Genomic DNA, 24117 nt, shown 5'->3' with positions numbered 1-24117 from the left:
TATCAGACGCCTTACGGACGCCGTTACCGGACGGCGCCGTCCTCCTGCGCCCGGTTGGCCTCCAGCCGGGCCTTCGCGGTGTCGACCTTGTCCACGATCTGCTCGGACATGGCGTCGCGCTGCTTGCGCAGCAGGATGAAGCTGAGCGGCGCCGAGATGACGATGGCGAGCAGCAGCACCCAGACGAAGTTCGAGTCCCCGAGCCCCTTGGGCAGCACACCGACCTGGACCAGTCCGGCGACGACGACGAAGCTGGCGACGAAGATACCCAGGCGCATCGCGGTGTACCGGAGGGTGGCACCTGTTTTCACAGCGGTCACGACGGGCCTTCTCTCTTCTTCCTGACGTCTTATATGTGCGAAAGGCGTACGAACAGTGAAGCACGCACCGTTCAGGGCCGGTCCAGCGGGAGCAGCATCGTGATGTCGTCGCGGTCGTCGCCCGGGGCGACCCTGATCGCGTCCGGCACGCGGCCGACCTCCTTGTAGCCGCAGGCGGCGTAGAACGCGTCCGCGCCCGTGCCGCCCCGGCAGGTGAGCCGTATCGACTCGATGCCCTCGACGGAGCGCGCCCCGTCGGCCGCCGCGGCCATGAGGTCGCGGCCGTACCCCTTGCCCTGGTGACGCGGGTGGACCATCACCGTGTACAGCCAGAGCCAGTGGCGCATCAGCCGGTGGGTGTTGAGGGTGAGGAACGCCGCCGCGGCGACGGCGCCCTCCTCGTCGTACCCGACCAGCAGCCGGGTGCGGCCCTCGGCCATCGCCGCGAGGTGCTTGACCAGCTCGGGCCGTATGTCCTCGGCCGTCACCGGCGGTACGAAGCCCACCGCGCCGCCGGCGTTGGAGACGTCCGTCCACAGGGCGAGGACCCCGTCGCGCAGGGCGCGGTCCACCGCCGGATCCAGCTCGAACACGAGCGCCATCGGAACGTCCCGCCTCAGAGCCGCATCGCCTGCGGAGTCTCCCGGCGGTCGGCGTCCGGCCCCGGGTACTCGCGGATGATCTCGTAGCGGGTGTTCCGCTCGACGGGCCGGAAGCCCGCGTCACGGATGAGGTCGAGCAGATCCTCACGGCCGAGCTTGTTGGGCGTGCCGTAGTTGTCCGCGTCGTGCGTGATCTTGTACTCGACGACCGAGCCGTCCATGTCGTCCGCGCCGTGCTGGAGGGCGAGCTGCGCCGTCTGCACGCCGTGCATCACCCAGAAGACCTTGACGTGCGGGACGTTGTCGAAGAGCAGCCGGGAGACCGCGAAGGTCTTCAGCGCCTCGGCGCCGGTCGCCATCGACGTACGCGCCTGGAGGCGGTTGCGGACCTTGCCGTCCTGCATGTCCACGAAGTCGTGCTGGTAGCGCAGCGGGATGAAGACCTGGAAGCCGCCGGTCTCGTCCTGGAGCTCGCGCAGCCGCAGGACGTGGTCCACCCGGTGCCGGGGCTCCTCGATGTGCCCGTACAGCATCGTGCACGGGGTCTTGAGCCCCTTCTCGTGCGCGAGGCGGTGGATACGCGACCAGTCCTCCCAGTGGGTGCGGTGGTCGACGATGTGCTGCCGGACCTCCCAGTCGAAGATCTCGGCGCCGCCGCCGGTCAGCGACTCCAGGCCGGCGTCGATCAGCTCGTCGAGGATCTCGGAGGCGGAGAGCCCCGAGATCGTCTCGAAGTGGTGGATCTCGGTGGCGGTGAACGCCTTGAGGGAGACCTGGGGCAGGGCTTCCTTCAGCGCGCTGAGCGAGCGCGGGTAGTAGCGCCACGGCAGCGTCGGGTGGAGGCCGTTGACGATGTGCAGCTCGGTGAGGCTCTCGCCCTCCATCGCCTTGGCGAGGCGGACGGCCTCCTCGATGCGCATCGTGTACGCGTCCTTCTCGCCCGGCTTGCGCTGGAACGAGCAGTACGCGCACGACGCGGTGCACACGTTGGTCATGTTGAGGTGCCGGTTGACGTTGAAGTGGACCACGTCGCCGTTCTTACGGGTCCGCACCTCGTGGGCGAGCCCGCCGAGCCAGGCGAGGTCGTCCGACTCGTACAGGGCGATGCCGTCCTCGCGCGTCAGCCGCTCGCCGGCCAGGATCTTGGCTTCCAGCTCGCGCTTGAGACCCACATCTTGGACAGATGCAGTCATCAGGCCGCCTCCCATACGTCTACCAATCGGGCCTGCCGAGCCTACGCCCCCCGACCGACAGAACCCGAAGCGGCCCTCGGTCCGCCTCGCGCCGCGCGCTCAGTCCTCGGGCAGTCCGCCCACCCTGTTCTCCCACTTCGTGGAGAGAACGATGGTCGTACGGGTCCGGGAGACGCCCTTCGTACCGCTCAGCCGCCCGATCGTCTTCTCCAGGCCGTCGACGTCGCTCGCGCGCACCTTGAGCATGTACGAGTCGTCGCCCGCGATGAACCAGCAGTCCTCGATCTCCTCCAGGTCGCGCATCCGGCGCGCCACGTCCTCGTGGTCGGCGGCGTCGGAGAGCGAGATCCCGATCAGCGCGGTGACCCCGAGGCCGAGCGAGGCGGAGTCGACCGTGGCGCGGTAGCCGATGATGACGCCGGCCGCTTCGAGACGGTTGATGCGGTCGGTGACGCTGGGCCCGGAGAGCCCGACGAGCCGGCCCAGCTCGGCGTACGAGGCTCTGCCGTTCTCCCTGAGGGCCTGGATGAGCTGCCTGTCCACGGCGTCCATATGCCTGGAACCTTCCATTATTCAGTGATCTCGCAAAGATATAGAGAGAATCTAAGGCACGAAGAGGTGAAGTCCTGCGAATTTACCAAATGATCAAAAGAATGATCGGCCGTCGCCCACCGCTCGGCTCACCACCGTCGGTTCGCCGATCGGCTCGCCACTCGTCGGTTCGCCGCTCGGCTCACTGCTCACGAGAGCCCCCAGCTCTCCTCACTGCTCACGAGAGCCCCCCAGCTCTCCCTCCCAACGGCGGTACAGCCCGTGCGCCACCCCGGCCGCGTCCAGCACCCGCCCGGCGACGAAGTCGACCAGGTCCTGGATGTGCGTCGCCCCCGCGTAGAACGCCGGGGAGGCGGGCAGCACCACCGCGCCCGCCTGGTCCAGCGTCACCAGGTGCCCCAGCGTCTGGCCGTTCAGCGGCGTCTCCCTTACGGCGACGACCAGCTTCCCGCGCTCCTTCAGCGTGACGCTCGCCGCCCGCTGGAGCAGGTCCTTGGAGAGCCCGAGCGCCACCCCGGCCACGCACGCCGTCGAGGCGGGCACGATCAGCATCCCCTTCGACGGGTACGAACCGGAGGAAGGACCGGCCGCCAGGTCCCCGGCGGCCCAGTACCGTACGTCCGCGAGGGAGGGCGCCAGGTCGCCCGTGAAGGTCCCCGGCTTGCCGTCCGCGCCGCGTGCCAGCCAGGCGGCCAGATCCTCCCGCCAGTGCGCGTCCCGGAAGGCGACGCCCGCCTCGTCGAGCAGCGTCAGCCGGGACGCCCTGCTGACGACGAGGTCGACGCTCTCGCCGGCCGCCAGCAGCCCGCGCAGCACGGCCGCGGCGTACGGCGTCCCGGACGCGCCGGAGACCCCGACGACCCAGGGCCGCCTCGGCGGGGGCGGGCTGTGGTGGTCTGCGTACGATCCGGGCTTCACGCGTCCGAGCCTATCCGGCGGCCCCGGTCAGGAACCGACGGCCGGGTCCCGGACGTTCTCCGCAGAAGGGAGCACATGGATCACCGTGGACCACAGGGGGCCTGCGATGCCGTACCCGTCCGTCGGACCGACCACCTCGACCGCCTCGACCCCGCGGACCCGCGGCGACCGCGTGAAGGGCGCCGCCGCCCTGATGGCCGGCTGGATAACGCTGCTCTGGATCCTGGAGGCGGTCAACAGCGCGACGGGCTCGCTGAGCACGTACGGGCTGAGCCCGCGCGACATCGGCGAGCTGCGTGACGTCATCCCGATGGCGTTCCTGCACCACGGCTTCGACCATCTCGCGTCCAACACCGTGCCCCTGCTGATCCTCGGCTTCCTCGCCGCGCTCAACGGGCTGCGGCGGTTCGCCGCCGTCGTACTGACGATCATGGTCGTCGGCGGTCTCGGCGTCTGGCTCACCGCCGCCGACCACTCCGTCACGGCGGGCGCCTCGGGCGTGGTCTTCGGCCTGCTCGGCTATCTGCTGGTCCGCGGCTTCGTGGACCGCAGCGCGGTGGACATGGTGACCGGCCTGCTGGTGCTCGCGGTGTACGGCTCGGCGCTCTGGGGCGTCCTGCCGACCAACCCGGCGGTGAGCTGGCAGGGCCATCTCTTCGGGCTGATCGGCGGGGTCATGGCCGCCTTCATGTTCCGCAGGCAGCCGCCCATGAACGAACTCATAGGCTGACGCACCCCCACACCCCGCTCACCTCGGAGGGTGAGCCTCGGAGGGTGAGCCTCAGAGGGTGAGGCCCCGCACCAGCAGGTCCAGCAGCGCGCAGACGAACAGGGCGATCCCGATGAACCCGTTCACGGAGAAGAACGCCCGGTTCAGGCGCGACAGGTCGCGGGGCTTCACGATCGTGTGCTCGTAGAGGAAGGCGCCCGCGACGATCACCAGCCCGGTCCAGAAGAACACCCCGGCGCCGGTGGCCAGCGCGTACCAGACCAGCAGCACCGTCGTCACGGCGTGGCACGCGCGCGCCCCGTACAGCGCCCCCGGGATCCCGAAGCGCGCCGGTACGGAGAGCACCCCGTGGGCCCGGTCCGCCTGGACGTCCTGGCAGGCGAAGATCAGGTCGAAGCCGCCGATCCAGATCCCGACCGCCAGGCCCAGGATCACCGCGTCCCACGACCAGGACCCGGTGACGGCGAGCCAGGCGCCGACCGGGCCGATGGCCTGGGCCAGACCGAGGATGGCGTGCGGGTAGTTCGTGAACCGCTTCCCGTACGGGTAGACCACCATCGGGATCACGGCGATCGGCGCGAGAGCGAGGCAGAGCGGGTTGAGCGCCGCCGCGGCGCCGAGGAAGACGACGACGGCGATCAGCGCGCCCGTCCACGCCGACCGTACGGAGACCGCGCCCGTCACCAGCTCGCGCCCCGCCGTGCGCGGATTACGGGCGTCGATCTCGCGGTCGATGATCCGGTTGCACGCCATCGCGAACGTACGGAGCCCGACCATCGCGACCGTGACCAGCAGCAGCCGGCCCCAGTGGACGTTCCCGTCGAGCTGGAACATCGCGGTCAGTGCGGCGATGTAGGCGAAAGGCAGCGCGAAGACCGAGTGCTCGATCATCACGAGCCGCAGGAACGCCTTCGTCCGGCCCGGCTGCGGTACTGCCGCCGCTGCGCTGGTCACAGCCCGTACTCCCTCCACCGGCGGTCGACCTTCGCCGCCGTCTCCGGGTCGGACTCGACCATCTCCGGCCAGCCCCCGTCCCGTGTGTACCCCTCCTCGGGGAGCTTGCGCGTCGCGTCGATCCCCGCCTTGCCGCCCCAGAACTGCTGGTAGGACGAGTGGTCGAGATGATCGACCGGGCCCTCCACGACGGTGAGGTCGCGCGCGTAGTCGGTGTTGCCCAGCGCCCGCCAGGACACCTCGTGCAGATCGTGCACATCGCAGTCCGCGTCCACGACCACGATGAGCTTGGTCAGCGACATCATGTGCGCGCCCCAGATGGCGTGCATCACCTTCTGTGCGTGTTTGGGGTACTTCTTGTCGATCGAAACGATCGCACAGTTGTGGAAGCCGCCCGACTCGGGGAGGTGGTAGTCCACGATGTCCGGCACGATGATCTTCAGCAGCGGCAGGAAGAACCGTTCCGTCGCCCGCCCCAGCGGCCCGTCCTCCGTCGGCGGCCGGCCGACCACGATCGACTGGAGCAGCGGCCTCTTCCGCATCGTCACACAGTCGATGGTGAGCGCGGGGAACTCCTCCTGCGGGGTGTAGAAGCCGGTGTGGTCCCCGAACGGGCCCTCCGGCAGCGTCTTCCCCGGCTCCAGCCACCCCTCGATGACGACCTCGGCGTTGGCCGGGACCTGGAGCGGCACGGTCTTGCAGTCGACCATCTCGATCCGCCGCCCCTGCACGAACCCCGCGAACAGGTACTCGTCGATGTCGCCGGGCAGCGGCGCGGTGGAGGCGTACGTCACGGCGGGCGGGCAGCCGAACGCGATCGCGACCGGCAGCCGCTCCCCGCGCTTGGCCGCCACCTGGTAGTGGTTGCGGCTGTCCTTGTGGATCTGCCAGTGCATCCCGATGGTGCGCCGGTCGTGGCGCTGGAGCCGGTAGAGCCCGAGATTGCGGACGCCGGTCTCCGGGTGCTTGGTGTGCGTCAGCCCGAGGTTGAAGAACGAGCCGCCGTCCTCCGGCCAGGTGAAGAGCGCGGGCAACTGGTCGAGGTCGACGTCGTCACCCGTGAGGACGACTTCCTGGACGGGCGCGTCCTTGATCTTCTTCGGCGGTACGTGCGCCATCGCGCCGAGCTTCCCGAACGCCTCGCGCACCCCGATGAAGCCCTGCGGCAGCTCGGGCTTGAGCAGGCCGCCGATCTTGTCGCTGATGTCGCTGTACGCCTTCAGCCCGAGCGCCTTGAGGAGCCGGCGGTCCGTCCCGTACACGTTCATCGCCAGCGGCATCGAGGAGCCGCGCACGTTCTCGAAGAGCAGCGCGGGACCGCCGGCCTTGTTCACCCGGTCGACGATCTCCCCGACTTCCAGGTACGGGTCGACTTCGGCCTTGATGCGCTTGAGGTCGCCGTCGCGCTCCAGCGCCCGGAGGAGCGAGCGAAGATCGTCGTAAGCCATGGGATCCAGTATCTGCTACTCGGTACGCTGGACCTGTCACGGGGGCCGCGATCCGGTCTCGAACTCCACGACCAGGGGGAGCGCCATGCTTCGGGTGCTGATGATTCTGGTGCCGCTGGGCCTCAGCATCTACGCGTTCATCGACTGCATCACCACCGAGGAGAAGGAGGTCAAGTACCTCCCGAAGCCCATCTGGGCGATTCTGGTGCTGCTCTTCCCGCTGGTCGGCTCGGTGGCCTGGCTGATCGTGGGACGGGAGCGTACGGCGACGGTGCGGGGCGGCGGCTGGGTGGCCCCGGACGACAACCCGGACTTCCTGAAGTCCCTCAAGGACCGTAAGGACGACGCCTCCCACTCCAAGGACAAGGCCGCCGAGGCCGCCAAGGAGGACGACTCCGCCCACCTCGAACAGTGGGAGGCGGACCTGCGCCGCCGCGAGGAGGAGATCGAGCGGCGCGAACGGGGCGGCGGCAGCGCGGACGACACCCCGCCGAAGCCCTGACGGCCTGAGAGCCCTGACGGCTGTGGACGGGATCGGCGAGGCGCGGGCGCGGGTGTGGCTCGCGACCGCCGTCGAGGAGGCGCGGGCCGGACTGGCCGAGGGCGGCGTCCCGATCGGCGCGGCGCTGTACGGCGCGGACGGGGCGCTGCTGGGCCGGGGCCACAACCGGCGCGTACAGGACGGTGATCCGTCCCTGCACGCCGAGACGGCCGCCTTCCGCGCCGCCGGGCGGCAGCGCTCGTACCGGGGCACGACGATGGTGACGACGCTCTCGCCGTGCTGGTACTGCAGCGGGCTGGTGCGGCAGTTCGGGATCTCGCGGGTGGTGATCGGCGAGGCGGAGACCTTTCACGGCGGCCATGACTGGCTCGCGGAGCACGGCGTGGAGATCGTGCTGCTCGACGCGGCGGAGTGCGTGGCGCTGATGCGGGAGTTCATCGGGCGGAGCCCGGAGCTGTGGCACGAGGACATCGGCGAGGACGTCGGCGGGGGCTGAGCAGCGCCCCCTTGTCGGCGGACGGACGAAGAGGCGCCCCGCGCGGAAGTGATCCGCGCGGGGCGCCTCTTCGCTTCTCGCTCGGGTCAGACGCCCGCGTACGAGTGCTTGCCGGAGACGAAGATGTTGACGCCGTAGTAGTTGAACAGCCAGCAGCCGAAGGCGATCAGCGCCAGATAGGCGGCCTTGCGGCCCTTCCAGCCCGCCGTGGCGCGCGCGTGCAGGTAGGCGGCGAAGGCGACCCAGGTGATGAAGGACCAGACCTCCTTGGGGTCCCAGCCCCAGTAGCGGCCCCACGCGTCGCCCGCCCAGATCGCGCCCGCGATGATCGTGAACGTCCAGAGCGGGAAGACGGCGGCGTTCACGCGGTACGCGAACTTGTCGAGCGTCGCCGAGGCGGGCAGCCGCTCCATGACGGAGGTGGCGAAGGCGCCCGGGGTGATCCCGGCGGCCAGCTTGGACTCGTACCGCTCCCGGAAGAGGTAGAGCAGCGTGGAGACCCCGCCGACGTAGAAGACCGCGCCGCAGAAGATCGCGGTGGAGACGTGGATCCACAGCCAGTACGAGTGCAGGGCCGGTACGAGCTGGTCGCTGGCGGTGTAGAGGACCGTGACCGCGAGGCCGAGGTCGAGCAGGACCGTGGTGATGAGCGGCAGGCCGAGCCAGCGGACGTTCTTCTTCAGCAGGAGGAAGCAGAGATAAACCCCGACGACGACCGTGGAGAAGGTGATGTTGAACTCGTACATGTTGCCCCACGGCGCCCGCTGCACGGACAGCGCGCGGGTGACCACCCCCGCCGCCTCGATCGCCCAGGCGAGGACGGTGAGGGAGACGGCGATCCGGCCGTACAGGTCGCCCTGTTCGTCGCCGGCCGCCGCGCCGGGGCCGTCCGGGATGTCGCGGACCCCGGACGCGGAGCGGGTGATGATCTTCGGCCGCTCCAGGACGGCGGTCGAGCCGCCCTGCTGCTGCGCCGTGACCTGTACGGAGGCGGCCGTACCGCCCCGGGCGTCGCCCGTCAGCGCGGCGGCCGTACGGGCGACCTTGCTGCGGCTGCCGAACAGCCACTCGGCGATATGGGCGAAGAAGGCCAGCAGGTAGACGGCCATGGCCGAATAGATCAGGACGTTGCTGGTGGAGGCCAGGCTTTCGTTGGTTGCTGCGGCGGCGAGAGTCACTTCTCAGCCCCTTCGACTTCGGCAGTCTCACGTGCGGGTGCAGGCGCGCTGGGCGCCTCTGAATGGAGGGTGCTGGCCAGGTCGGCCAGTTCCTCGGGGAGCTTGGCGGACTCGCTGCGGCCGAGGCCCGCCATCTCGACCACGGTGACGCCGTCGGCGCCCCGTACGGCCCGGACCCATACCCGGCGCCGCTGGATGAAGAGCGATCCGGCCAGTCCGGCGATGGCCGCGATCGCTCCGGCGAGCGCCCAGCCGTCGCCGGGCTGGTGCGAGATCTGGAACGTCGCCCACTCCTTGACGTCCTTCTCGAAGGTGATCGAACCCGCGCCGTCCGGCAGGGAGAGCTTGTCGCCCGGCAGCAGGGTCTTCTTCAGCACGTCCCCCTTGGCGTTCTTGAACGCCTTCATCTTGCGGGTGTCGAGCTGGTACACGTTCTGCGGCACACCGGCGTCCACACCGAGGCTGCCGTGGTACGCGCCCACGTTGAGGACGGGGAAGTCGAGCGCGGGGAACCGCGAGAACATCTTGTTGGCGCCGCCCTCGCCGCCGCCGTAGGTGGGCACGAAGAAGGCGGCGAAGCCGAGCTGCTCCTTCTTGCCGTTCTTGTCCCGGTAGCCGTCCATGACCTTGATGGCGCCGGTGGACGACGCGTTGCTGTCGATGGGCAGCAGCGGGACCGCGCCGTTGAAGACGACCTCGCCGCGGCCGTCCCTGACGGTGACGACGGGCGCGTACCCGTGACCGATCAGATAGACCTTCGAGCCGTCGACCACCAGAGGCTCGTTGACCTTGATGACCGACTTGCGCTCCGCACCGTCCGCGCCGTCGGTGTAGCGGATGTTCGCCTGGTACGTACGGGGCGTGCCGACCTGGGGTCCGCTGCGCTCGTACGTACCGGTGAACCTGTCGAGCCGGAAGCTGAAGGGCGCGAGGTCGTTCGTGTCGAAGAGCGAGCCGGACCTGAAGTCGTCGTACTGGGTGAGGGTGTTGGCGAAGCCGTCGCCCTCGACGACGAGCTTGCCGCCCTCGGACTTGTAGAGCTGCCCGGCGGCGAAGGCGAGGAGCATCACGATCAGCGCGATGTGGAAGACCAGGTTGCCCGTTTCGCGGAGGTACCCCTTCTCGGCGGCGACGGCGTCCCCGGCGACATCGGCCCGGAAGCGGCGCTTCTTCAGGATCGCGAACGCGGCGGTACGGACGTCCTCGGGCTCGGCGGTGGTACGCCACGTGGTGTACGCGGGCAGCCGGGAGAGCCGCTTGGGCGCACCCGGCGGACGGCCCCGCAACTGGCCGACGAACTGCCAGGTGCGCGGGACGATGCAGCCGATGAGCGAGATGAACAGCAGGATGTAGATCGCGGAGAACCACACCGAGCTGTAGACGTGGAAGAGCTGGAGGTTGTCGTAGATCGGCGCGAGCGTCTCGTGGCGGTCCTTGAAGTCCTGGACCTTCAGCTCGTCGACGCTGGTCTGCGGGATCAGGGAGCCGGGGATGGCACCGAGGGAGAGCAGGAAGAGCAGGATGAGCGCGACGCGCATCGAGGTGAGCTGGCGCCAGAACCAGCGGGCCCAGCCGATGATCCCGAGGGTGGGGCCGCCGATCGTGGCGTCGTAGCGCTCCTCGCGGGGGGCGGTGGAGAGCTGGGAGCCGGCGGCGCCGAGTTCGCGGGCGTCGGCGGAGGCGGCGCTGTCCTGGTCGGTACTGGTGCCGGTACTGGTGCCTTTGTCGTCACCGGTACTGGTCTCGGTGTCGGTGTCGATCTCGGGGTCGGTCTCGGTGTCGCTCATGGATTTCCCGCTCGTGGACGCCTTGCTCATGGAACTAGATCCCCACCGTGAAGCCGTTGGACCAGGTCTGCGTCGCCTGCACGATGCCGTCCCACGCACCGGTCAGCAGCAGCAGACCGGTCGCGATCATCATGACGCCGCCGATCCGCATCACCCAGGTGTAGTGGCGCTTGATCCAGGCGAAGGCGCCGAGCGCCTTGCGGAAGGCCACCGCACCGAGCACGAACGGCACGCCCAGACCCAGGCAGTACGCGACGGTCAGTATGGCCCCGCGGCCGGCGCTCGCCTGTTCGAACGCCAGCGCGTTGACGGAGGAGAACGTCGGACCGAGGCACGGCGTCCAGCCGATCCCGAAGAGCGCGCCCAGCACGGGGGCGCTCGCGAGGCCGGTCATCGGACGCCGGTGGAAGCGGAACTCCCGCTGGGTGAGCCAGGGCATCAGCCCCATGAAGAACACGCCCATGGCGATCATGAGCACGCCGAGCACCTTGGAGAGGGTCCCGCGGTACTCCTGGAGCGTTCCGCCGAAGTAGCCGAAGAGCGCCCCGCCCGAGACGAAGACGGCGGTGAAGCCGAGGACGAAGAGGGAGGCCCCGGCGAGCATCCGGCCGCGCCGGGCGTCCGCCAGATCGGTGCCGCTGACGCCGGTGACGTACGAGAGGTAGCCGGGCACGAGCGGCAGTACGCACGGGGAGAAGAAAGAGACCAGCCCGGCCAGCAGCGCGATCGGCAGGGCGATCAGCAGCGCCCCGCTGAAGACGGTCTCGTTCCTGCCGGTCGCCTCGGCGAGGAACTGGGCCTGGGCGAGGGTGTCGGCCTGGAGAAACTGCACGGGATCACTTCTCCGCGATCAGCGGGTCGATCATCTTCCGCAGTTTCTCCTCGTTCAGCGCCATCAGGGAGCGCGCCGCGATCTTCCCTTCCCGGTCGAGCACGATCGTGGAGGGGATGGACTGCGGGTTCAGGCTGCCCTTGGGGAAGCCGCTGACGATGAGCTTGCCCGTCGGGTCGTACAGGCTCGGGTAGGCGATGCCGTAGTCCTTCTCGAAGGCGACCGCGGGGCCCTTGTTGGCGTCCCGGGTGTTGATCCCGACGAAGGCCACGCCCTTCGACTCGGTCTCCTTGGAGACCTTCGCGAAGTGCGGGGCCTCGGCGCGGCAGGGCGGGCACCAGGACCCCCAGACGTTCAGCACGACGACCTTGCCCTTGAGGTCGGCCACGTCGAGCTGCTTGCCTTCGAGGGTCTCGCCCGCGATCTTGTTGACCGACTGGCGGTCCGCCGACGCGACGGTGGAGATGCCGCCGGTGTTCGTCACGAAGTTGGTGTCACCGCCGCCGCCGGACTTGCCGCCGCTGCCGCAGGCCGTGAGCGTCATCGCCGACGCGACGGCGACGAGGGGCAGGGCGGCGCGGAGCCGACGGTCCGAACGGCGTCGTGGGGCGCGGCCTGAGTTCATGTGAAAAGTTTCGCATGGTCGATTCGAGGATCTTGGGCACCCCCCTGCATGCCCGTAAAGCCCGAAGTAAAGATTTCCACGGCGGCCGGGGCACGCCGGACGCCTTGTTTCCTGGTCGCCTCCGGATGTCGTCCCCGGTTACCTCCGACGTCGTCTCCGGTGTCGCCTCGGGCGTCGTCCCCGGCGCTCAGCGACGCGTGGACGCGCTGTCGGAAGCGCCGGCCCCGGCGGTCTTCGTCAACGCGTTCCAGCCGCCGGCCGGTACCTGTCCGACGCCGAGCGTACGGAACTGGTCGAGCACCGCCGGGTCCTGGACATCGAGCCAGTCGGTGAACTGCCGGAACGACACCAGGCGTACGTCCTTCTTGCCCGCCATGCCCTTCAGGGCCTCTTCCACGGCATCCATGTAGATGCCGCCGTTCCACTGCTCGAAGTGGTTCCCGATGAAGAACGGCGCGCGATTCGTCTCGTACGCGCGGTTGAATCCGGCGAGATACGCCTCGGCCGCCTGCCTGCGCCATTCCGGATAGCGGGAGGTCATTCCGTTGGTCGAGTTCTTCGACTGGTTGGCGAGCATGTTGTAGTCCATGGAGAGGACTTCGAAGGAATGCCCGGGGAACGGCACGGCCTGCAGCGGGAAATTCCATACTCCCCCGAGCTTGTCCGGCCAGACCTGGGTACCGCCGGGCGAGCTGGCGTCGTACCGCCAGCCCAGCTTGCGGGCCGTCGGCAGCAGGTTCTCCTGGCCGAGCAGACACGGCGTACGGCCGCCGACCAGCTCCTTGTGGTAGTCGAAGGGCAGCGGGTCGAGATCGGTCCAGCCGGTGTTCGTACGCCACTGGGTGACGAAGGAGACGGCCTGGTCGATCTCGTTGCGCCACTGCTCCGGGGTCCAGTTCCCGACGGTGCCGGTGCCGCCGCAGAAGTGCCCGTTGAAGTGGGTGCCTATCTCATGGCCGTCCAGCCACGCCTGGCGGACGTTCTTGAGGGTGTCCTTGATGTGGTCGTCGGTGAGGTACCCGATGTCGGAGGCGCCGACGGGGTTGTTCGGCGGGCGGTAGAGGGTCTTCTTCGACTCCGGCAGCAGGTAGAGGCCGGAGAGGAAGAAGGTCATCGCCGCGCCGTGGTCCTTGGCGAGTTCGAGGAAGCGCGGGAAGAGGCCGTTGCCGACCTCGCCCGCGCCGTCCCAGGAGAAGACCACGAACTGCGGCGGGGTCTGACCGGGCTCCAGCGGCACGGGCGCGCCCGGCTGGTGGGGCTGCTTCCCGGTGTCGGAGGTGGAACCGTCCCCGATGAGCCTGACGTCCTTGGACGCGGGACGCCCGTTCGAGTTTCCGCCACTGGCCTTGTCCGCACCGCTGCCCTGCGACGCGTGGCCGGTGGAGCAACCCGCGATACCCATCGCGGCGGCGGCTCCCATTCCGGCTCCCAGCAGACTCCTCCGACTCATGTGGCGCATTACAGATCCCATCCGCGCTCGTTCGCTCGTATGTGCGCCGCTCGTAAATCCTTACGAGCGGCAACCCGTATGAGCTGCTACCGAACGCGGAGGTTCCTAAACTTGTCCCACTTTTTCGTACGTAACAGCGACTGTGACAAACCCGATCTCAGCCGCTGAGACCGACCCGAGCCGACGAAATCCAGCCAGGACGGTGAGGTGCCGCCGGCCCGGGGGCCCGGATCCCGGAGAGGACGCCGGCCCGGCGAGGATGTCGGCGAGGATGCCCGGCTGGGCCTTCAGGCCCCGAACGCCTTGGCCCCGCCCTTCACCGGCCGGGCACCGGCGAGCAGATGCGCCGGTACGAGATCGCGGGCCGGCTCGGAGTAGCCGACCGAGACGATCTTGTCGCCCTGATAGGTGAAGCTCGTCAGGGAGGCGAGGGTGCACTGCCGGCGCCGCGGGTCGTGCCAGAGCCTGCGCCGCTCGACGAAGCTCCGCACGATCCAGATCGGCAACTGATGGCTGACACAGACGGCCTCGTGACCGCGGGCCGCGTCCCGCGCGGAGGTCAGCGCGCCCATCATCCGTACGACCTGGTCGATGTACGGCTCGCCCCAGGACGGCTGGAAGGGGTTGGTGAGGTACTTCCAGTTGCCCGGTCGGCGCAGCGCGCCGTCGCCGACACCGAAGGTCTTGCCCTCGAAGACGTTCGCGGCCTCGATCAGCCGGCCGTCGGTGTCGAGGGTCAGCCCGTGCGTCTTGGCGAGCGGGGCGGCGGTCTCCTGCGCGCGCTCCAGCGGGGAGGAGACGACATGGGTGATGTCGCGCTCCGCGAGATGCTCGGCGACCCGGTCGGCCATCCGGCGCCCCAGCTCGGAGAGGTGGTAGCCGGGGCGTCTCCCGTACAGGACACCGTCCGGGTTGTGCACCTCCCCGTGCCGCATCAGATGGACGACAGTGATCTCCTCACCGCTCACCGCGCCGCTCCTCCCGCTCTTCCCGCTGTTCCCGTTCTTCCCGCTGTTCCCGCTCTTCCCTGAACTCTGGCTCATGCGGCACTCTCCGGCCGGGTGTCGGGGTCCGTGGCTTCGGCGGCGGCGCGCGCGGCGGCGGGCAGCGCGGCGGCGATCCGCTCGACGGCCCGCTCGTCGTGGGCGGTGGAGACGAACCAGGACTCGAAGGACGACGGCGGCAGGTAGACGCCGTCGGCAAGCATCGAGTGGAAGAACGGGGTGAAGCGGAAGGACTGCTGCCGCTTGGCCCCCTCGTAGTCACGTACCTCGTCGGCCGTGAAGAAGACGGAGAACATGTTGCTCGCCGTCTGCACCCGGTGGGCGACGCCCTCCTTGGTCAGCGCCTCCGTCACGAGCCCCTGGATCTGGGCGGAGACCGCGTCGACCTTCTCGTACGCGGCGTCGTCGAGCAGCCGGAGCTGCGCGAGGCCGGCGGCGGTGGCGACCGGGTTCCCGGAGAGCGTGCCGGCCTGGTAGACCGGCCCGGCGGGGGCGAGCCGCCCCATGACATCGGCGCGACCGCCGAACGCGGCGGCGGGGAAGCCGCCGCCCATGACCTTCCCGAAGGTCATCAGGTCGGGCGTGACGCCGTCGACTCCGTACCAACCGGCCTTGGACGTACGGAAGCCGGTCATCACCTCGTCGGAGATGTACAGGGCGCCGTCGGCGGCGCAGATCTCCTTGAGCCCGGCGTTGAACCCGTCCCGCGGCGGTACGACGCCCATGTTGCCCGGCGACGCCTCGGTGATCACGCAGGCGATCTCACCCGGGTGCGCGGCGAAGGCCCGGCGCACGGCGTCGAGGTCGTTGTACGGCAGGACGATCGTGTCCCCGGCCTGCGCGCCGGTCACCCCGGGCGTGTCCGGCAGCCCGAACGTCGCGACCCCGGAGCCGGCCGCGGCGAGGAGCGCGTCGACGTGCCCGTGGTAGCAGCCGGCGAACTTCACGACCTTCGCCCGCCCGGTGAAACCGCGGGCGAGCCGGATGGCCGACATGGTCGCCTCCGTACCGGAGGACACGAGCCGCACCTGCTCGACGGGCGCGACCCGGGCCACGATCTCCTCGGCCAGCGCGACCTCACCCTCACCGGGAGTACCGAACGAGGTACCCCGCGCGACCGCCGCCTGCACGGCCGCGATCACCTCCGGGTGGGAATGGCCGAGGATCATCGGCCCCCAGGAACATACGAGGTCGACATATTCACGACCGTCCGCATCGATGAGGTATGGACCGTTACCGGACACCATGAACCGGGGCGTACCCCCCACCGCGCCGAAGGCACGGACAGGAGAGTTCACGCCTCCGGGCGTCACGAGGGCCGCACGGTCAAAGAGTGTCTGCGAAACTGGGGCGTCATAGGGGAAGCTCACGCAATCCATGGTGTCAGAGGCTCGGACGTATCTGCGGACAGGTGTTTCACCGGACGTTCGTGGGGGAGGTCACTGTCACGATGATCGGGTTGCGCGGCCGGGGCTGCGAGTGGTCGGGTGGAGATATGCATCGCGGTGGCGGACTGGGCGAGGGTACAGACGACCTGGGTCCCGAGCCTGCCCGGCGAGGGAAACACCGACGCGGCGAGCGCCACGAGCGCGACGCGCGCGAGGAGGCTCCGGAAATCAGGAGTGGTGGCCGGGTGGGGGTGACCTACAAATACTTCGGCGCGCCCGACGGAGCCACGGCAGCACGCGTCCCCATCTCCATGCGCCCGGAGGAACTGGGCGGCGACGAGCTGGGCATGGGCGGCATGTTCACGAAGATCAAGCCCGAGACGATAGCGGCGATGGTCCTGACGGGCATACAGGGCATGCCCCTGCACAAGGTCCCCCCGCTCGAACTCGTCGTCCTGCACCCGGACTACGCGGTCGTGAAGCTCCCGATGACGGTGGTGGACCCACTCCGCGGCATCGGCGAGGAATCGGTGGGCGCGGCGGCCTTCATCTGGTCGACGGTCCCGGACCGGGGCGGCCCGAAGGACGCGTACAACGTCTACCAACTGCTCCACGAATGGCAGGACTTCTCACACCGGCTCCACGAGGCGGGGCATCAGCCGTACTGCCTGGTGTGGCCCTGACGCAGGGTCTCGCGGCGTTGGGGCGGGGCGCTTTCGGGGCTCCGCCCTGGTTCTTGCGGCGGGGGCGGAGCCGCCGGGCGGCCAGGGCACATTGAGGGCACATCAGCTCTCTCCGGGACACCGATGCGCCCTGGGCGTCTCGGCCATCCTCCGACTCGGCTTTTGTGAGGGCGACGTCGATCGGCTTACGGGCGCGGGTCTCCCTTGGACGAACAAGCCATCACCTTCAGCCCATATCGCGCTTCACCAGGCCGCCGCACCGTCATGCAGATACACGGGTTGTCCCCCGTCCAATGCCCGTACTGCGGCATCCAGCCGGTACCGCATTCGCGTACGCAGCAGTTCCCGTGCCTTGTTCAGGGTCACGAAGCGGGCTTCGGACAGTTCCTCGTCGTGCGGGCGCAGTTCCTCGGCGGCGTCGAGGGTTCCGCCGTCGAAGATGAACGCGATCTGGTCGTCCCACGGGCCGTGCGGTGCGACCCAGTCCACGACCAGCAGTCCGCGTACGTGGATGTCCCTGCCCAGTTCCTCCCGCAGTTCCCGCCTGACCGCCTGATCCGGGGGCTCGTTCGCCTCGGCCATGCCGCCCGGCAGGTCCCAGCCCGGCTTGTAGGTCGGGTTCACGAGCAGCACGCGTCCAGACGGATCGCGTAGGAGCACATCCGCCGCGACACGCTTACGGGCCTGCTTGGCGTTGCCCTCGGCGAGGTACGCGTTCCAGGCGTCGGGGTCGGCGGGTGTGGGCCTCATGCAGGGATCCCTCCCCTGGGCGTCATGATGTCGGCGAGCAGCAGCATTCTCGCGCGCCGCGCGTCATCGAACCGTGTCAGGTACTCCCGTACCGGCCGGTACCCCGTGTGAGGTTCCAGAAGTCTGCGGAGGCCGTCGAGTTGGTGCGCGACACGGATCCATCCCAGGGTGGGGCTTGTGCTGAGCAGATCGTGACCGACGTCCACGGCGGCGTCGAGGTCTGACCGGAGCACATGGATGCCGGCCAGGGTGATGCGGCTCAAGGCCAGAGAACGAGCCCGGCCCTCCTCCCGGAGCCGTACTGCGTCCTCACAAGACTTTCGAGTAGATGTAGATCCTCGGTGCTCGCGTGCGCCTCGGCAACGGCGGTTGCGGAGCGAGCAGTTGCGACGTTGCCCCTCATGGTGCCCATCAGGTCACCCTGGTCCCTGAATCGTCCGTGCCCGTTCTGTCTGCTCGGCTCTTCCGCCCCGGCCTGTGGCGTTCTGTGACGAGACTGGGCCGGGCGTGCTGGTCGGAGCGGGCTTCCCTGGCCTAGGTGGGGGCCGCCGTATGCCCCTTCAGCGGTCGAGGCCGACTATCTCTCCACCTGGAGCAGGGAAATCTATGTCGGCCAGGGTAGACATTCAGTGGTGGTGTGGTTATGGTTTCTCTCGTAGCCGAGATCGAGCAGGGCCTGGCAGAGATGAACTGCCGGGCAGCAGTACTCGCAGTCGCAGGACGGTGCGGTGGTGGAGTACCGAAGCCAGGTTTGTTGCAGGACGGCGACGGGACTGACGACCGGACCGGGTGGCCCGTGGTGATGAGGGGCCGCCATGAGCGGTACCGCAGTGGCAGTACCCGAAGGTGCAGTTCGCAGTACCCAGCAGTGAAGTCAGTGTGCAACACCTTGGTGAAGGCGTCGGCTGCGGACGCGCGCACCGGGAAGTTCGGCAGTGGGGTTCCAAGCCAGGGCAGACGCAGGACGGGCGACGGGGCTGGCTGCCGAAGAGTGGCGCTGCGGCAGGCCACTGAGCAGTTCGTATCACCAGCAGTGACCCCAGAGGGAAGAACGGAGGAGCCAGGCGCCATCAGGATCGCCCGGGCGGAAGCCTTGAGCCCGGGTACCGCAGGACATCGATAGCGAGGTGGTCTCCGGTCAAGCAACCGCGATCCCCGCACACCCGACAGCAACCCGGTCGGGTCCGCGGAAACAGAAGGCCGGCGCAGTATCTGAGCCGGCGGATGGTGTAGCAGTTCCTTCGGGGCCCTGGTGCCATATGGCACCAGGGCCCCTCGACGCGTTCCGCAGAGAGGTGCAAATGACAGCAGACGACTCGTACGACCGTCTCGACGACGACGACTACCCCGCCTACACCATGGGCCGGGCCGCCGACATGCTCGGCACCACCCAGGGCTTCCTCCGCGCCATCGGCGAAGCCCGCCTGATCACCCCGCTCCGCTCCGAGGGTGGCCACCGCCGCTACTCCCGCTACCAGCTCCGCATCGCGGCCCGCGCCCGGGAACTCGTCGACCAGGGCACCCCGATCGAGGCCGCCTGCCGCATCGTCATCCTCGAAGACCAGCTCGAAGAAGCCCAGCGGATCAACGCCGAATACCGCCGCGCCGCCGAATCGGTGAATCCACCGCCCGCGGTCTGAGGTGGTGCGCGCCCGCCGGGTACCGGCGGGTCGCGCACACCCATGTCGGGGGCGCATGGCTCGTTCTTCCGGTGACAGGGCGCGCGGACGAGGAGCGTCCGCGTCAGCCTTCCCGGTTCGGAAGTCCCCCCTTCGCCCACGTCTTCGGCGTGGGCGTTCCACGTTGCCGCGCGGCCGAGAACCTGGGCGGTCGCCCCGAGCCGTGAAAAGCGAGCGCTCCTCCTGAAATGCTGCACTACAGGTGGATCGATATCTATGGCCGCCAAGTAAGGGTTTAAGGGGTCATGCGAGGAGTGTTTTTACCGCAACGAACGGAGTGGAATTATTTAACGCACCCAGGCCGCTACCACATGCTACTGTCACCTTCAGTTGCAGTCTTGGTTCCCAAAATTCCTCCGCGTCTTCGGTTTTTCTCTGCCGCTGGAAGCGTTCTTGTATTTCCGGTGATTTTCCGGGCGGGGCATCATCACGGCGACCCGGTATCCGCGCATCGCGGGTCCCGGCGTACTGCCCCAAAGGAGATATGACATGGCATCCGGCACCGTGAAGTGGTTCAACGCAGCCAAGGGTTTCGGCTTCATCGAGCAGGACGGTGGAGGCGAGGACGTGTTCGCCCACTTCTCGAACATCGCCGCCCAGGGCTTCCGCGAGTTGACCGAAGGCCAGAAGGTCACCTTCGACATCGCGGCGGGCCAGAAGGGCCCGACGGCCGAGAACATCATTCCCGGCTGACGCTGCGGCGCACTTCGTGGCTGGGTCCCGCATCCCTCGGGGTGCGGGACCCAGCCACGGGCGTTTCCCGCAGACGTTTCGCCTGTGGGACACCCACCGCCCGCAGTCCTCCTCCAGGGATGCGGGCCTCTTCGAAGCCACACCCGTCGGCGTCCTGGATCTCTCATCCGCATGACGTCACCTATTTCCAGGCCCGCACCGCACTCCGAATTCACTGCAGGCCGGATTCACTTTCGCATTCCATTCGGCCCGTTCTTGTGATTCTCCGCGCTGCTCTTCCGCTGCGAGAATTCCTTGATACGTGCCGTATCAAGGAAGGTTCTGAATGAACCCCACACGTACGAACGACCGCTCCTCCCGCACCCGCAGCCGTACCGGCGGCCCCGCTTTCGGCTCCGGTGCCGGTTCGGGCCGGGGCAGCCGCTTCAGCTCGCCCGCCCCGAGCCGTTCCGGGGGCGCACGCCGCTCGGACGGCTACGGCCGGCGGCCGGCAGCGGTACAGGGCGAGTTCGCCCTGCCGAAGACGATCACTCCGGCGCTGCCCGCCGTCGAGGCGTTCGCCGACCTCGACATGCCCGAACCGCTGCTGAGCGCGCTCACCGCGCACGGTGTGAGCGTCCCGTTCCCGATCCAGGGCGCGACCCTGCCCAACACCCTCGCGGGCCGCGACGTCCTCGGGCGCGGGCGCACCGGCTCCGGGAAGACCCTCGCCTTCGGCCTGGCCCTGCTGGCCCGCACCGCCGGACAGCGCGCCGAGCCCCGCCAGCCGCTGGCTCTGATCCTCGTGCCGACGCGTGAGCTGGCGCAGCAGGTGACCGACGCACTCACCCCCTACGCCCGCTCGGTGAAGCTGCGCCTGACCACTGTCGTCGGCGGAATGCCGATCGGCAGGCAGGCCAGTGCGCTGCGCGGTGGCTCCGAGGTCGTCGTCGCGACGCCGGGCCGCCTCAAGGACCTCATCGACCGCGGTGACTGCCGGCTGGACCAGGTCGCGATCACCGTCCTGGACGAGGCCGATCAGATGGCGGACATGGGCTTCATGCCTCAGGTCACCGCCCTGCTGGACCAGGTCCGCCCCGAGGGCCAGCGGATGCTGTTCTCCGCCACCCTCGACCGCAACGTCGATCTTCTGGTCCGCCGCTACCTCACCGACCCGGTCGTCCACTCCGTCGACCCGTCCGCAGGTGCGGTCACCACGATGGAGCACCACGTTCTGCACGTCCACGGCGCCGACAAGCACCGGACGACGACGGAGATCGCAGCGCGTGAGGGCCGCGTGATCATGTTCCTGGACACCAAGCACGCCGTCGACCGGCTGACGCAGGACCTGCTGAACAGCGGTGTCCGGGCCGCAGCCCTGCATGGCGGGAAGTCGCAGCCTCAGCGCACCCGGACCCTGGCCCAGTTCAGGACCGGGCACGTCACCGTGCTCGTCGCGACGAACGTCGCGGCGCGCGGCATCCACGTCGACAACCTCGATCTCGTCGTCAACGTCGACCCGCCGACCGACCACAAGGACTACCTCCACCGCGGCGGCCGTACCGCGCGGGCAGGCGAGTCCGGCAGCGTCGTCACCCTGGTCACCCCCAGCCAGCGCCGCGACATGACCCGCCTCATGTCGGCCGCCGGCATCGTGCCCCGGACCACCCAGGTCCGCTCCGGCGAGGAGGCACTCAGCCGGATCACCGGCGCCCGGGCCCCCTCCGGTATCCCCGTGACGATCACCGCGCCGGCGGCCGAGCGGCGTAAGCGCGGCGCGCCCTCGCGCGGCCGACGCAGCCCCGCTTCGGCTGCCCGGCGCGTGACCGTGCGGCAGTCCTCCTTTGACGCGGCGGCCTGAGGTTCGTCCGTCTTGACAGGTGACCGCGGTGGGGAAGAAAGAGCACTGCCCCGGATTCTCGCGGTGTCGGGCGAGGAGTTCCGTCTCGCCTCACCCAACACCGCGCGCACGTCAGCGACATCAGGACGTCAGAAGGTCCGAAGGTCCGAAGGTCAGAACGTCATGCTCCAGCGGTCCAAGTAGCCCGGGTCGACCGTGAAGATGCCCGGCGTGTTGTCCGTGACGCGGAGTTTCCAGGTGCCGTTGGCCGGGAGGGATGAGGCGTCGACCGTGTACGTGGTGTGGAGTTCCGTGCCCGTGTCCCAGATGAAGTCCTTGACCAGGATCGCCGTGCCGTCCTCGTTCACCAGGTGGAGGATCTGGCCGCCGATGAAGTCGTGGATCAGGTCGACCGTGATCTTCAGGTCGGTGGGGGCGTTGCCCTCGTGGCCTGTGATGGTGAGCGGGGCCTCGATGGTGGCCCAGTTGGGGATGTCGTAGCGGGCCGGGTTGACGAAGTGGTTGCCGCCTGAGGCGAGGACGGTCCAGGGGAAGGGGAGGGTCAGGGTGTCCTGGGTCGTGGTGGTGATTGTGATCGTCGGGGTGTAGGCGCCCGCGGTGGTGGGGGTGCCGGAGATCAGGCCCGTGGTGGGGTCGATGGTGAGGCCCGGCGGGAGGCCCGTGGCCGTGTAGGTGAGGGCGCCCGGGCGGGAGGTGGTGGCCTCGATGCGGCGGGTGGTGGGCTGGCCGGTGGCCGCGTCGCGGGTGGACGGGGCCGCCGCGGCGATGTGGTTGACGTAGCGGGGGCCGACGTTGACGGCGGCCCAGGCGTTGCCGACCGCCTCGTATCCCGCGCTGTCGCGGCCGAAGAGGTCTTCCGCGGCCCGGAGCGTGGCGGTGCGGGCGCCCGCGTAGTCGGTGGAGCTGGTCATGTAGAGGGTCAGCGCCCGGTACCAGACGCTGGTCGCGAGCGGCAGGCCCAGGGGGGCGACCGGGGTGTTGTCGTAGGTGGGGCTGTCGTACGCGATGCCGTTGATGGTCTTCTGCCCGCTGCCCTCGGCGAGCAGGTAGAAGAAGTGGTTGCCGATGCCGGAGCTGAGGTGCGGGTCGAGCTTGCGGGTGCCGGACGTCCAGTGGTCCTGTGAAGTTCCCCTGTCCGAGGCGTCCTTGGAGGGCTGATCCATGTAGCGCAGGGGCTTGCCCGTACCGCGCAGGTCGGCCAGTTCTCCCATCAGGTAGTCGGGTACGTCGTTCGGGTTGTCCGTGAAGAACTCCACGGCCGCGCCCATGATGTCGCTCGTCGCCTCGTTCAGACCACCGGACTCACCGGAGTACGTCAGGTTCGCGGTGGCGTAGGTCAGGCCGTGGGTCATCTCGTGGGCGGCGATGTCGAGTGAGGTGACCGGCCGGGCGTTGCCGATGCCGTCGCCGTACGTCATGCAGAAGCAGGAGTCGTTCCAGAAGGCGTTGGCGTACCCGTTCCCGTAGTGGACGCGGGAGCGCGCGCCGACGCCGTCGCCCCTGATGCCCGCCCTGCCGAACCGCTCCTGGAAGAAGTCCCAGGTCTGCTGCGCCCCGTACGCCGCGTCCACGGCCGCCGTCTGGCGGTGGGCGGGGGTGCCGTCGCCCCAGAGGTCGTCGGCGTCGGTGAGCAGTACGCCGGATCCGCCGGCCGAGATGTCGTACGTACGGTGGCTGCCGCGCCCCGCGTCGGTCAGTTCGTACAGGTCCCCGTTGCGTACGGAGCCGATGTCGACCCGGCCGTTGTACTGGCCCTCGCCCACGCCGGGGTGGATACGGTCGAACTCCTGGAGCTTCCGTCCGTCCGCCGCGTCCGTGATGACGTGGAGTTCGCTGGGGGTGCCGTCCTTCCGTTCGCCCTTCTCGACGGATTCCCAGGCGAGCGTGGGCGCGCCACCCTCCCCTGCCCAGATCACCTTGCGCCGTGTGCCGTCGGGCGGTGTCTCGGGGGTCAGCTTCGCCGTGGTCGTCGGTACGGAGAGCGGCGCGTCCAGCGCCTGGGTGACGGTGGCCGCCGCCGCCTTACCGGGCTTCTCGTGGACGACCAAGTCGCCGCCCAGGACCGGGAGTCCGGCGTACGTCCGCTCGTAGCGGGTGTGGACCGTGCCATCCGCGTCCTTGGCGACGTCCTTCGGGATCAGCTTCTCCTCGGCGCCCAGTTTGAGGGTGCGGGCCGTGTCCGGGCTTGTCCTCGTCGCCGACTTGAGGAGGTCCGCGCGCTGTTCGGGAGTCAACGGCACCGGTCTCGCGCCGGGGTTGGGGGTCGCCGATATACGGGGCGGGGCTGGGGACTTCGTGGATGGGGACGGGGACGCGGTCGCGGGGGGTGTGGTGGCGGTCAGTGCGGTCAGAGTGGTCAGAACGGTCAGTGTGAGTGCCGCTGCTGTTGCTTTTGCTGTGCGTGGCTTACGTGTCATTGCGGTGCGTCAGCTCCTCTGTGGGGCCCTACGCACGGCGTGTCTCTGATTTCCTGAAAAACACACCATAACGCCA

The 24117-nt window shown here is 69.0% G+C and carries 24 protein-coding genes; 7 read left to right on the top strand and 17 right to left on the bottom strand.

What is annotated here, in order from left to right; translation table 11 throughout:
• Window positions 1–23 precede the first annotated feature (23 nt).
• The 5 genes from ACIO3P_RS15540 to ACIO3P_RS15520 all read right to left on the bottom strand — a co-directional run bounded on the left by ACIO3P_RS15540 (window position 24) and on the right by ACIO3P_RS15520 (window position 3585).
• Entirely contained in the window at window positions 24–320 is a 297-nt protein-coding gene (locus ACIO3P_RS15540) for a DUF4229 domain-containing protein (protein ID WP_329821836.1), read from the bottom strand.
• 71 nt (window positions 321–391) lie between these two features.
• Window positions 392–922 carry a GNAT family N-acetyltransferase gene (locus ACIO3P_RS15535; RefSeq protein ID WP_329821835.1) on the bottom strand — a complete coding sequence of 177 codons (531 nt, stop codon included), beginning with the start codon at window positions 920–922 and terminating at the stop codon, window positions 392–394.
• Between the two features lie 14 nt (window positions 923–936).
• A complete protein-coding gene (gene mqnE, locus ACIO3P_RS15530) occupies window positions 937–2130 on the bottom strand; it encodes an aminofutalosine synthase MqnE (protein WP_401796893.1) in 1194 nt (397 codons plus the stop codon).
• 84 nt (window positions 2131–2214) lie between these two features.
• Window positions 2215–2667, bottom strand: a complete 453-nt coding sequence (locus tag ACIO3P_RS15525; RefSeq protein ID WP_329821833.1) for an Lrp/AsnC family transcriptional regulator — start codon at window positions 2665–2667, stop codon at window positions 2215–2217.
• 210 nt (window positions 2668–2877) lie between these two features.
• Entirely contained in the window at window positions 2878–3585 is a 708-nt protein-coding gene (locus tag ACIO3P_RS15520) for a UbiX family flavin prenyltransferase (RefSeq protein WP_401854819.1), read from the bottom strand.
• A gap of 106 nt (window positions 3586–3691) precedes the next feature.
• Between ACIO3P_RS15520 and ACIO3P_RS15515 the strand changes: the two genes are divergently transcribed.
• A complete protein-coding gene (locus ACIO3P_RS15515; protein ID WP_401854822.1) occupies window positions 3692–4315 on the top strand; it encodes a rhomboid family intramembrane serine protease in 624 nt (207 codons plus the stop codon).
• 51 nt (window positions 4316–4366) lie between these two features.
• Here ACIO3P_RS15515 and mqnP read toward each other — a convergent pair whose 3' ends face one another.
• Window positions 4367–5269 carry a menaquinone biosynthesis prenyltransferase MqnP gene (mqnP, locus tag ACIO3P_RS15510; protein ID WP_329821831.1) on the bottom strand — a complete coding sequence of 301 codons (903 nt, stop codon included), beginning with the start codon at window positions 5267–5269 and terminating at the stop codon, window positions 4367–4369.
• Complete coding sequence (locus ACIO3P_RS15505) at window positions 5266–6717, bottom strand: menaquinone biosynthesis decarboxylase (RefSeq protein ID WP_329821830.1); 1452 nt, start codon at window positions 6715–6717, stop codon at window positions 5266–5268. Before ACIO3P_RS15505 ends, mqnP begins: the two co-directional genes overlap by 4 nt.
• A gap of 85 nt (window positions 6718–6802) precedes the next feature.
• Here ACIO3P_RS15505 and ACIO3P_RS15500 point away from each other — a divergent pair, with 85 nt between their 5' ends.
• A complete protein-coding gene (locus tag ACIO3P_RS15500; protein WP_401854955.1) occupies window positions 6803–7219 on the top strand; it encodes a PLD nuclease N-terminal domain-containing protein in 417 nt (138 codons plus the stop codon).
• A gap of 31 nt (window positions 7220–7250) precedes the next feature.
• Window positions 7251–7715, top strand: a complete 465-nt coding sequence (locus ACIO3P_RS15495; protein ID WP_401854958.1) for a nucleoside deaminase — start codon at window positions 7251–7253, stop codon at window positions 7713–7715.
• 86 nt (window positions 7716–7801) lie between these two features.
• Here ACIO3P_RS15495 and ccsB read toward each other — a convergent pair whose 3' ends face one another.
• The 7 genes from ccsB to hemL all read right to left on the bottom strand — a co-directional run bounded on the left by ccsB (window position 7802) and on the right by hemL (window position 15970).
• Window positions 7802–8893, bottom strand: a complete 1092-nt coding sequence (gene ccsB, locus ACIO3P_RS15490; protein WP_401854825.1) for a c-type cytochrome biogenesis protein CcsB — start codon at window positions 8891–8893, stop codon at window positions 7802–7804.
• Window positions 8890–10680: a cytochrome c biogenesis protein ResB gene (locus ACIO3P_RS15485; RefSeq protein WP_401854827.1), complete on the bottom strand. Its 1791-nt coding sequence runs from the start codon at window positions 10678–10680 to the stop codon at window positions 8890–8892. Before ACIO3P_RS15485 ends, ccsB begins: the two co-directional genes overlap by 4 nt.
• Before the next feature lie 34 nt (window positions 10681–10714).
• Entirely contained in the window at window positions 10715–11512 is a 798-nt protein-coding gene (locus ACIO3P_RS15480; protein WP_401854829.1) for a cytochrome c biogenesis CcdA family protein, read from the bottom strand.
• Between the two features lie 4 nt (window positions 11513–11516).
• A complete protein-coding gene (locus ACIO3P_RS15475; RefSeq protein WP_329821825.1) occupies window positions 11517–12137 on the bottom strand; it encodes a TlpA disulfide reductase family protein in 621 nt (206 codons plus the stop codon).
• Between the two features lie 187 nt (window positions 12138–12324).
• Window positions 12325–13596: a hypothetical protein gene (locus ACIO3P_RS15470; protein ID WP_329821823.1), complete on the bottom strand. Its 1272-nt coding sequence runs from the start codon at window positions 13594–13596 to the stop codon at window positions 12325–12327.
• A 278-nt stretch (window positions 13597–13874) separates the two neighbouring features.
• The gene (locus ACIO3P_RS15465; RefSeq protein ID WP_329821852.1) at window positions 13875–14522 is read right to left on the bottom strand and encodes a histidine phosphatase family protein; all 648 of its coding nucleotides are present in this window, start codon (window positions 14520–14522) and stop codon (window positions 13875–13877) included.
• Between the two features lie 104 nt (window positions 14523–14626).
• A complete protein-coding gene (gene hemL / locus ACIO3P_RS15460) occupies window positions 14627–15970 on the bottom strand; it encodes a glutamate-1-semialdehyde 2,1-aminomutase (protein ID WP_329821821.1) in 1344 nt (447 codons plus the stop codon).
• 116 nt (window positions 15971–16086) lie between these two features.
• Between hemL and ACIO3P_RS15455 the strand changes: the two genes are divergently transcribed.
• A complete protein-coding gene (locus ACIO3P_RS15455; RefSeq protein ID WP_329821820.1) occupies window positions 16087–16662 on the top strand; it encodes a hypothetical protein in 576 nt (191 codons plus the stop codon).
• Between the two features lie 243 nt (window positions 16663–16905).
• On the opposite strand, the gene ACIO3P_RS15450 is transcribed toward ACIO3P_RS15455, so the two are convergent.
• A complete protein-coding gene (locus ACIO3P_RS15450; protein WP_401854831.1) occupies window positions 16906–17412 on the bottom strand; it encodes an NUDIX domain-containing protein in 507 nt (168 codons plus the stop codon).
• On the bottom strand, window positions 17409–17675 hold the full coding sequence (locus ACIO3P_RS15445) for a hypothetical protein (protein ID WP_401854833.1): 267 nt from the start codon (window positions 17673–17675) through the stop codon (window positions 17409–17411). Before ACIO3P_RS15445 ends, ACIO3P_RS15450 begins: the two co-directional genes overlap by 4 nt.
• Window positions 17676–18713: 1038 nt before the next feature.
• Between ACIO3P_RS15445 and ACIO3P_RS15440 the strand changes: the two genes are divergently transcribed.
• From ACIO3P_RS15440 to ACIO3P_RS15430, 3 genes are all read left to right on the top strand, one after another.
• Window positions 18714–19052 (top strand): MerR family transcriptional regulator, encoded by a 339-nt coding sequence (locus ACIO3P_RS15440; protein WP_329822503.1) that lies wholly within the window; start codon window positions 18714–18716, stop codon window positions 19050–19052.
• Window positions 19053–19580: 528 nt separating this feature from the next.
• On the top strand, window positions 19581–19784 hold the full coding sequence (locus ACIO3P_RS15435; protein ID WP_401854835.1) for a cold-shock protein: 204 nt from the start codon (window positions 19581–19583) through the stop codon (window positions 19782–19784).
• Between the two features lie 325 nt (window positions 19785–20109).
• A complete protein-coding gene (locus tag ACIO3P_RS15430) occupies window positions 20110–21624 on the top strand; it encodes a DEAD/DEAH box helicase (RefSeq protein WP_401854837.1) in 1515 nt (504 codons plus the stop codon).
• A gap of 152 nt (window positions 21625–21776) precedes the next feature.
• Here the strand turns inward: ACIO3P_RS15430 and ACIO3P_RS15425 are convergent, their stop codons facing one another.
• Entirely contained in the window at window positions 21777–23864 is a 2088-nt protein-coding gene (locus ACIO3P_RS15425; protein WP_401854840.1) for a M4 family metallopeptidase, read from the bottom strand.
• Between the last annotated feature and the right edge of the window lie 253 nt (window positions 23865–24117).

Origin of the sequence: Streptomyces sp. NPDC087310 (assembly GCF_044744405.1) — a bacterium.
GTDB lineage: Bacteria > Actinomycetota > Actinomycetes > Streptomycetales > Streptomycetaceae > Streptomyces.
Note: the sequence above shows the minus strand (reverse complement) of the source record. Positions and strands in the feature narration are given on the sequence as shown.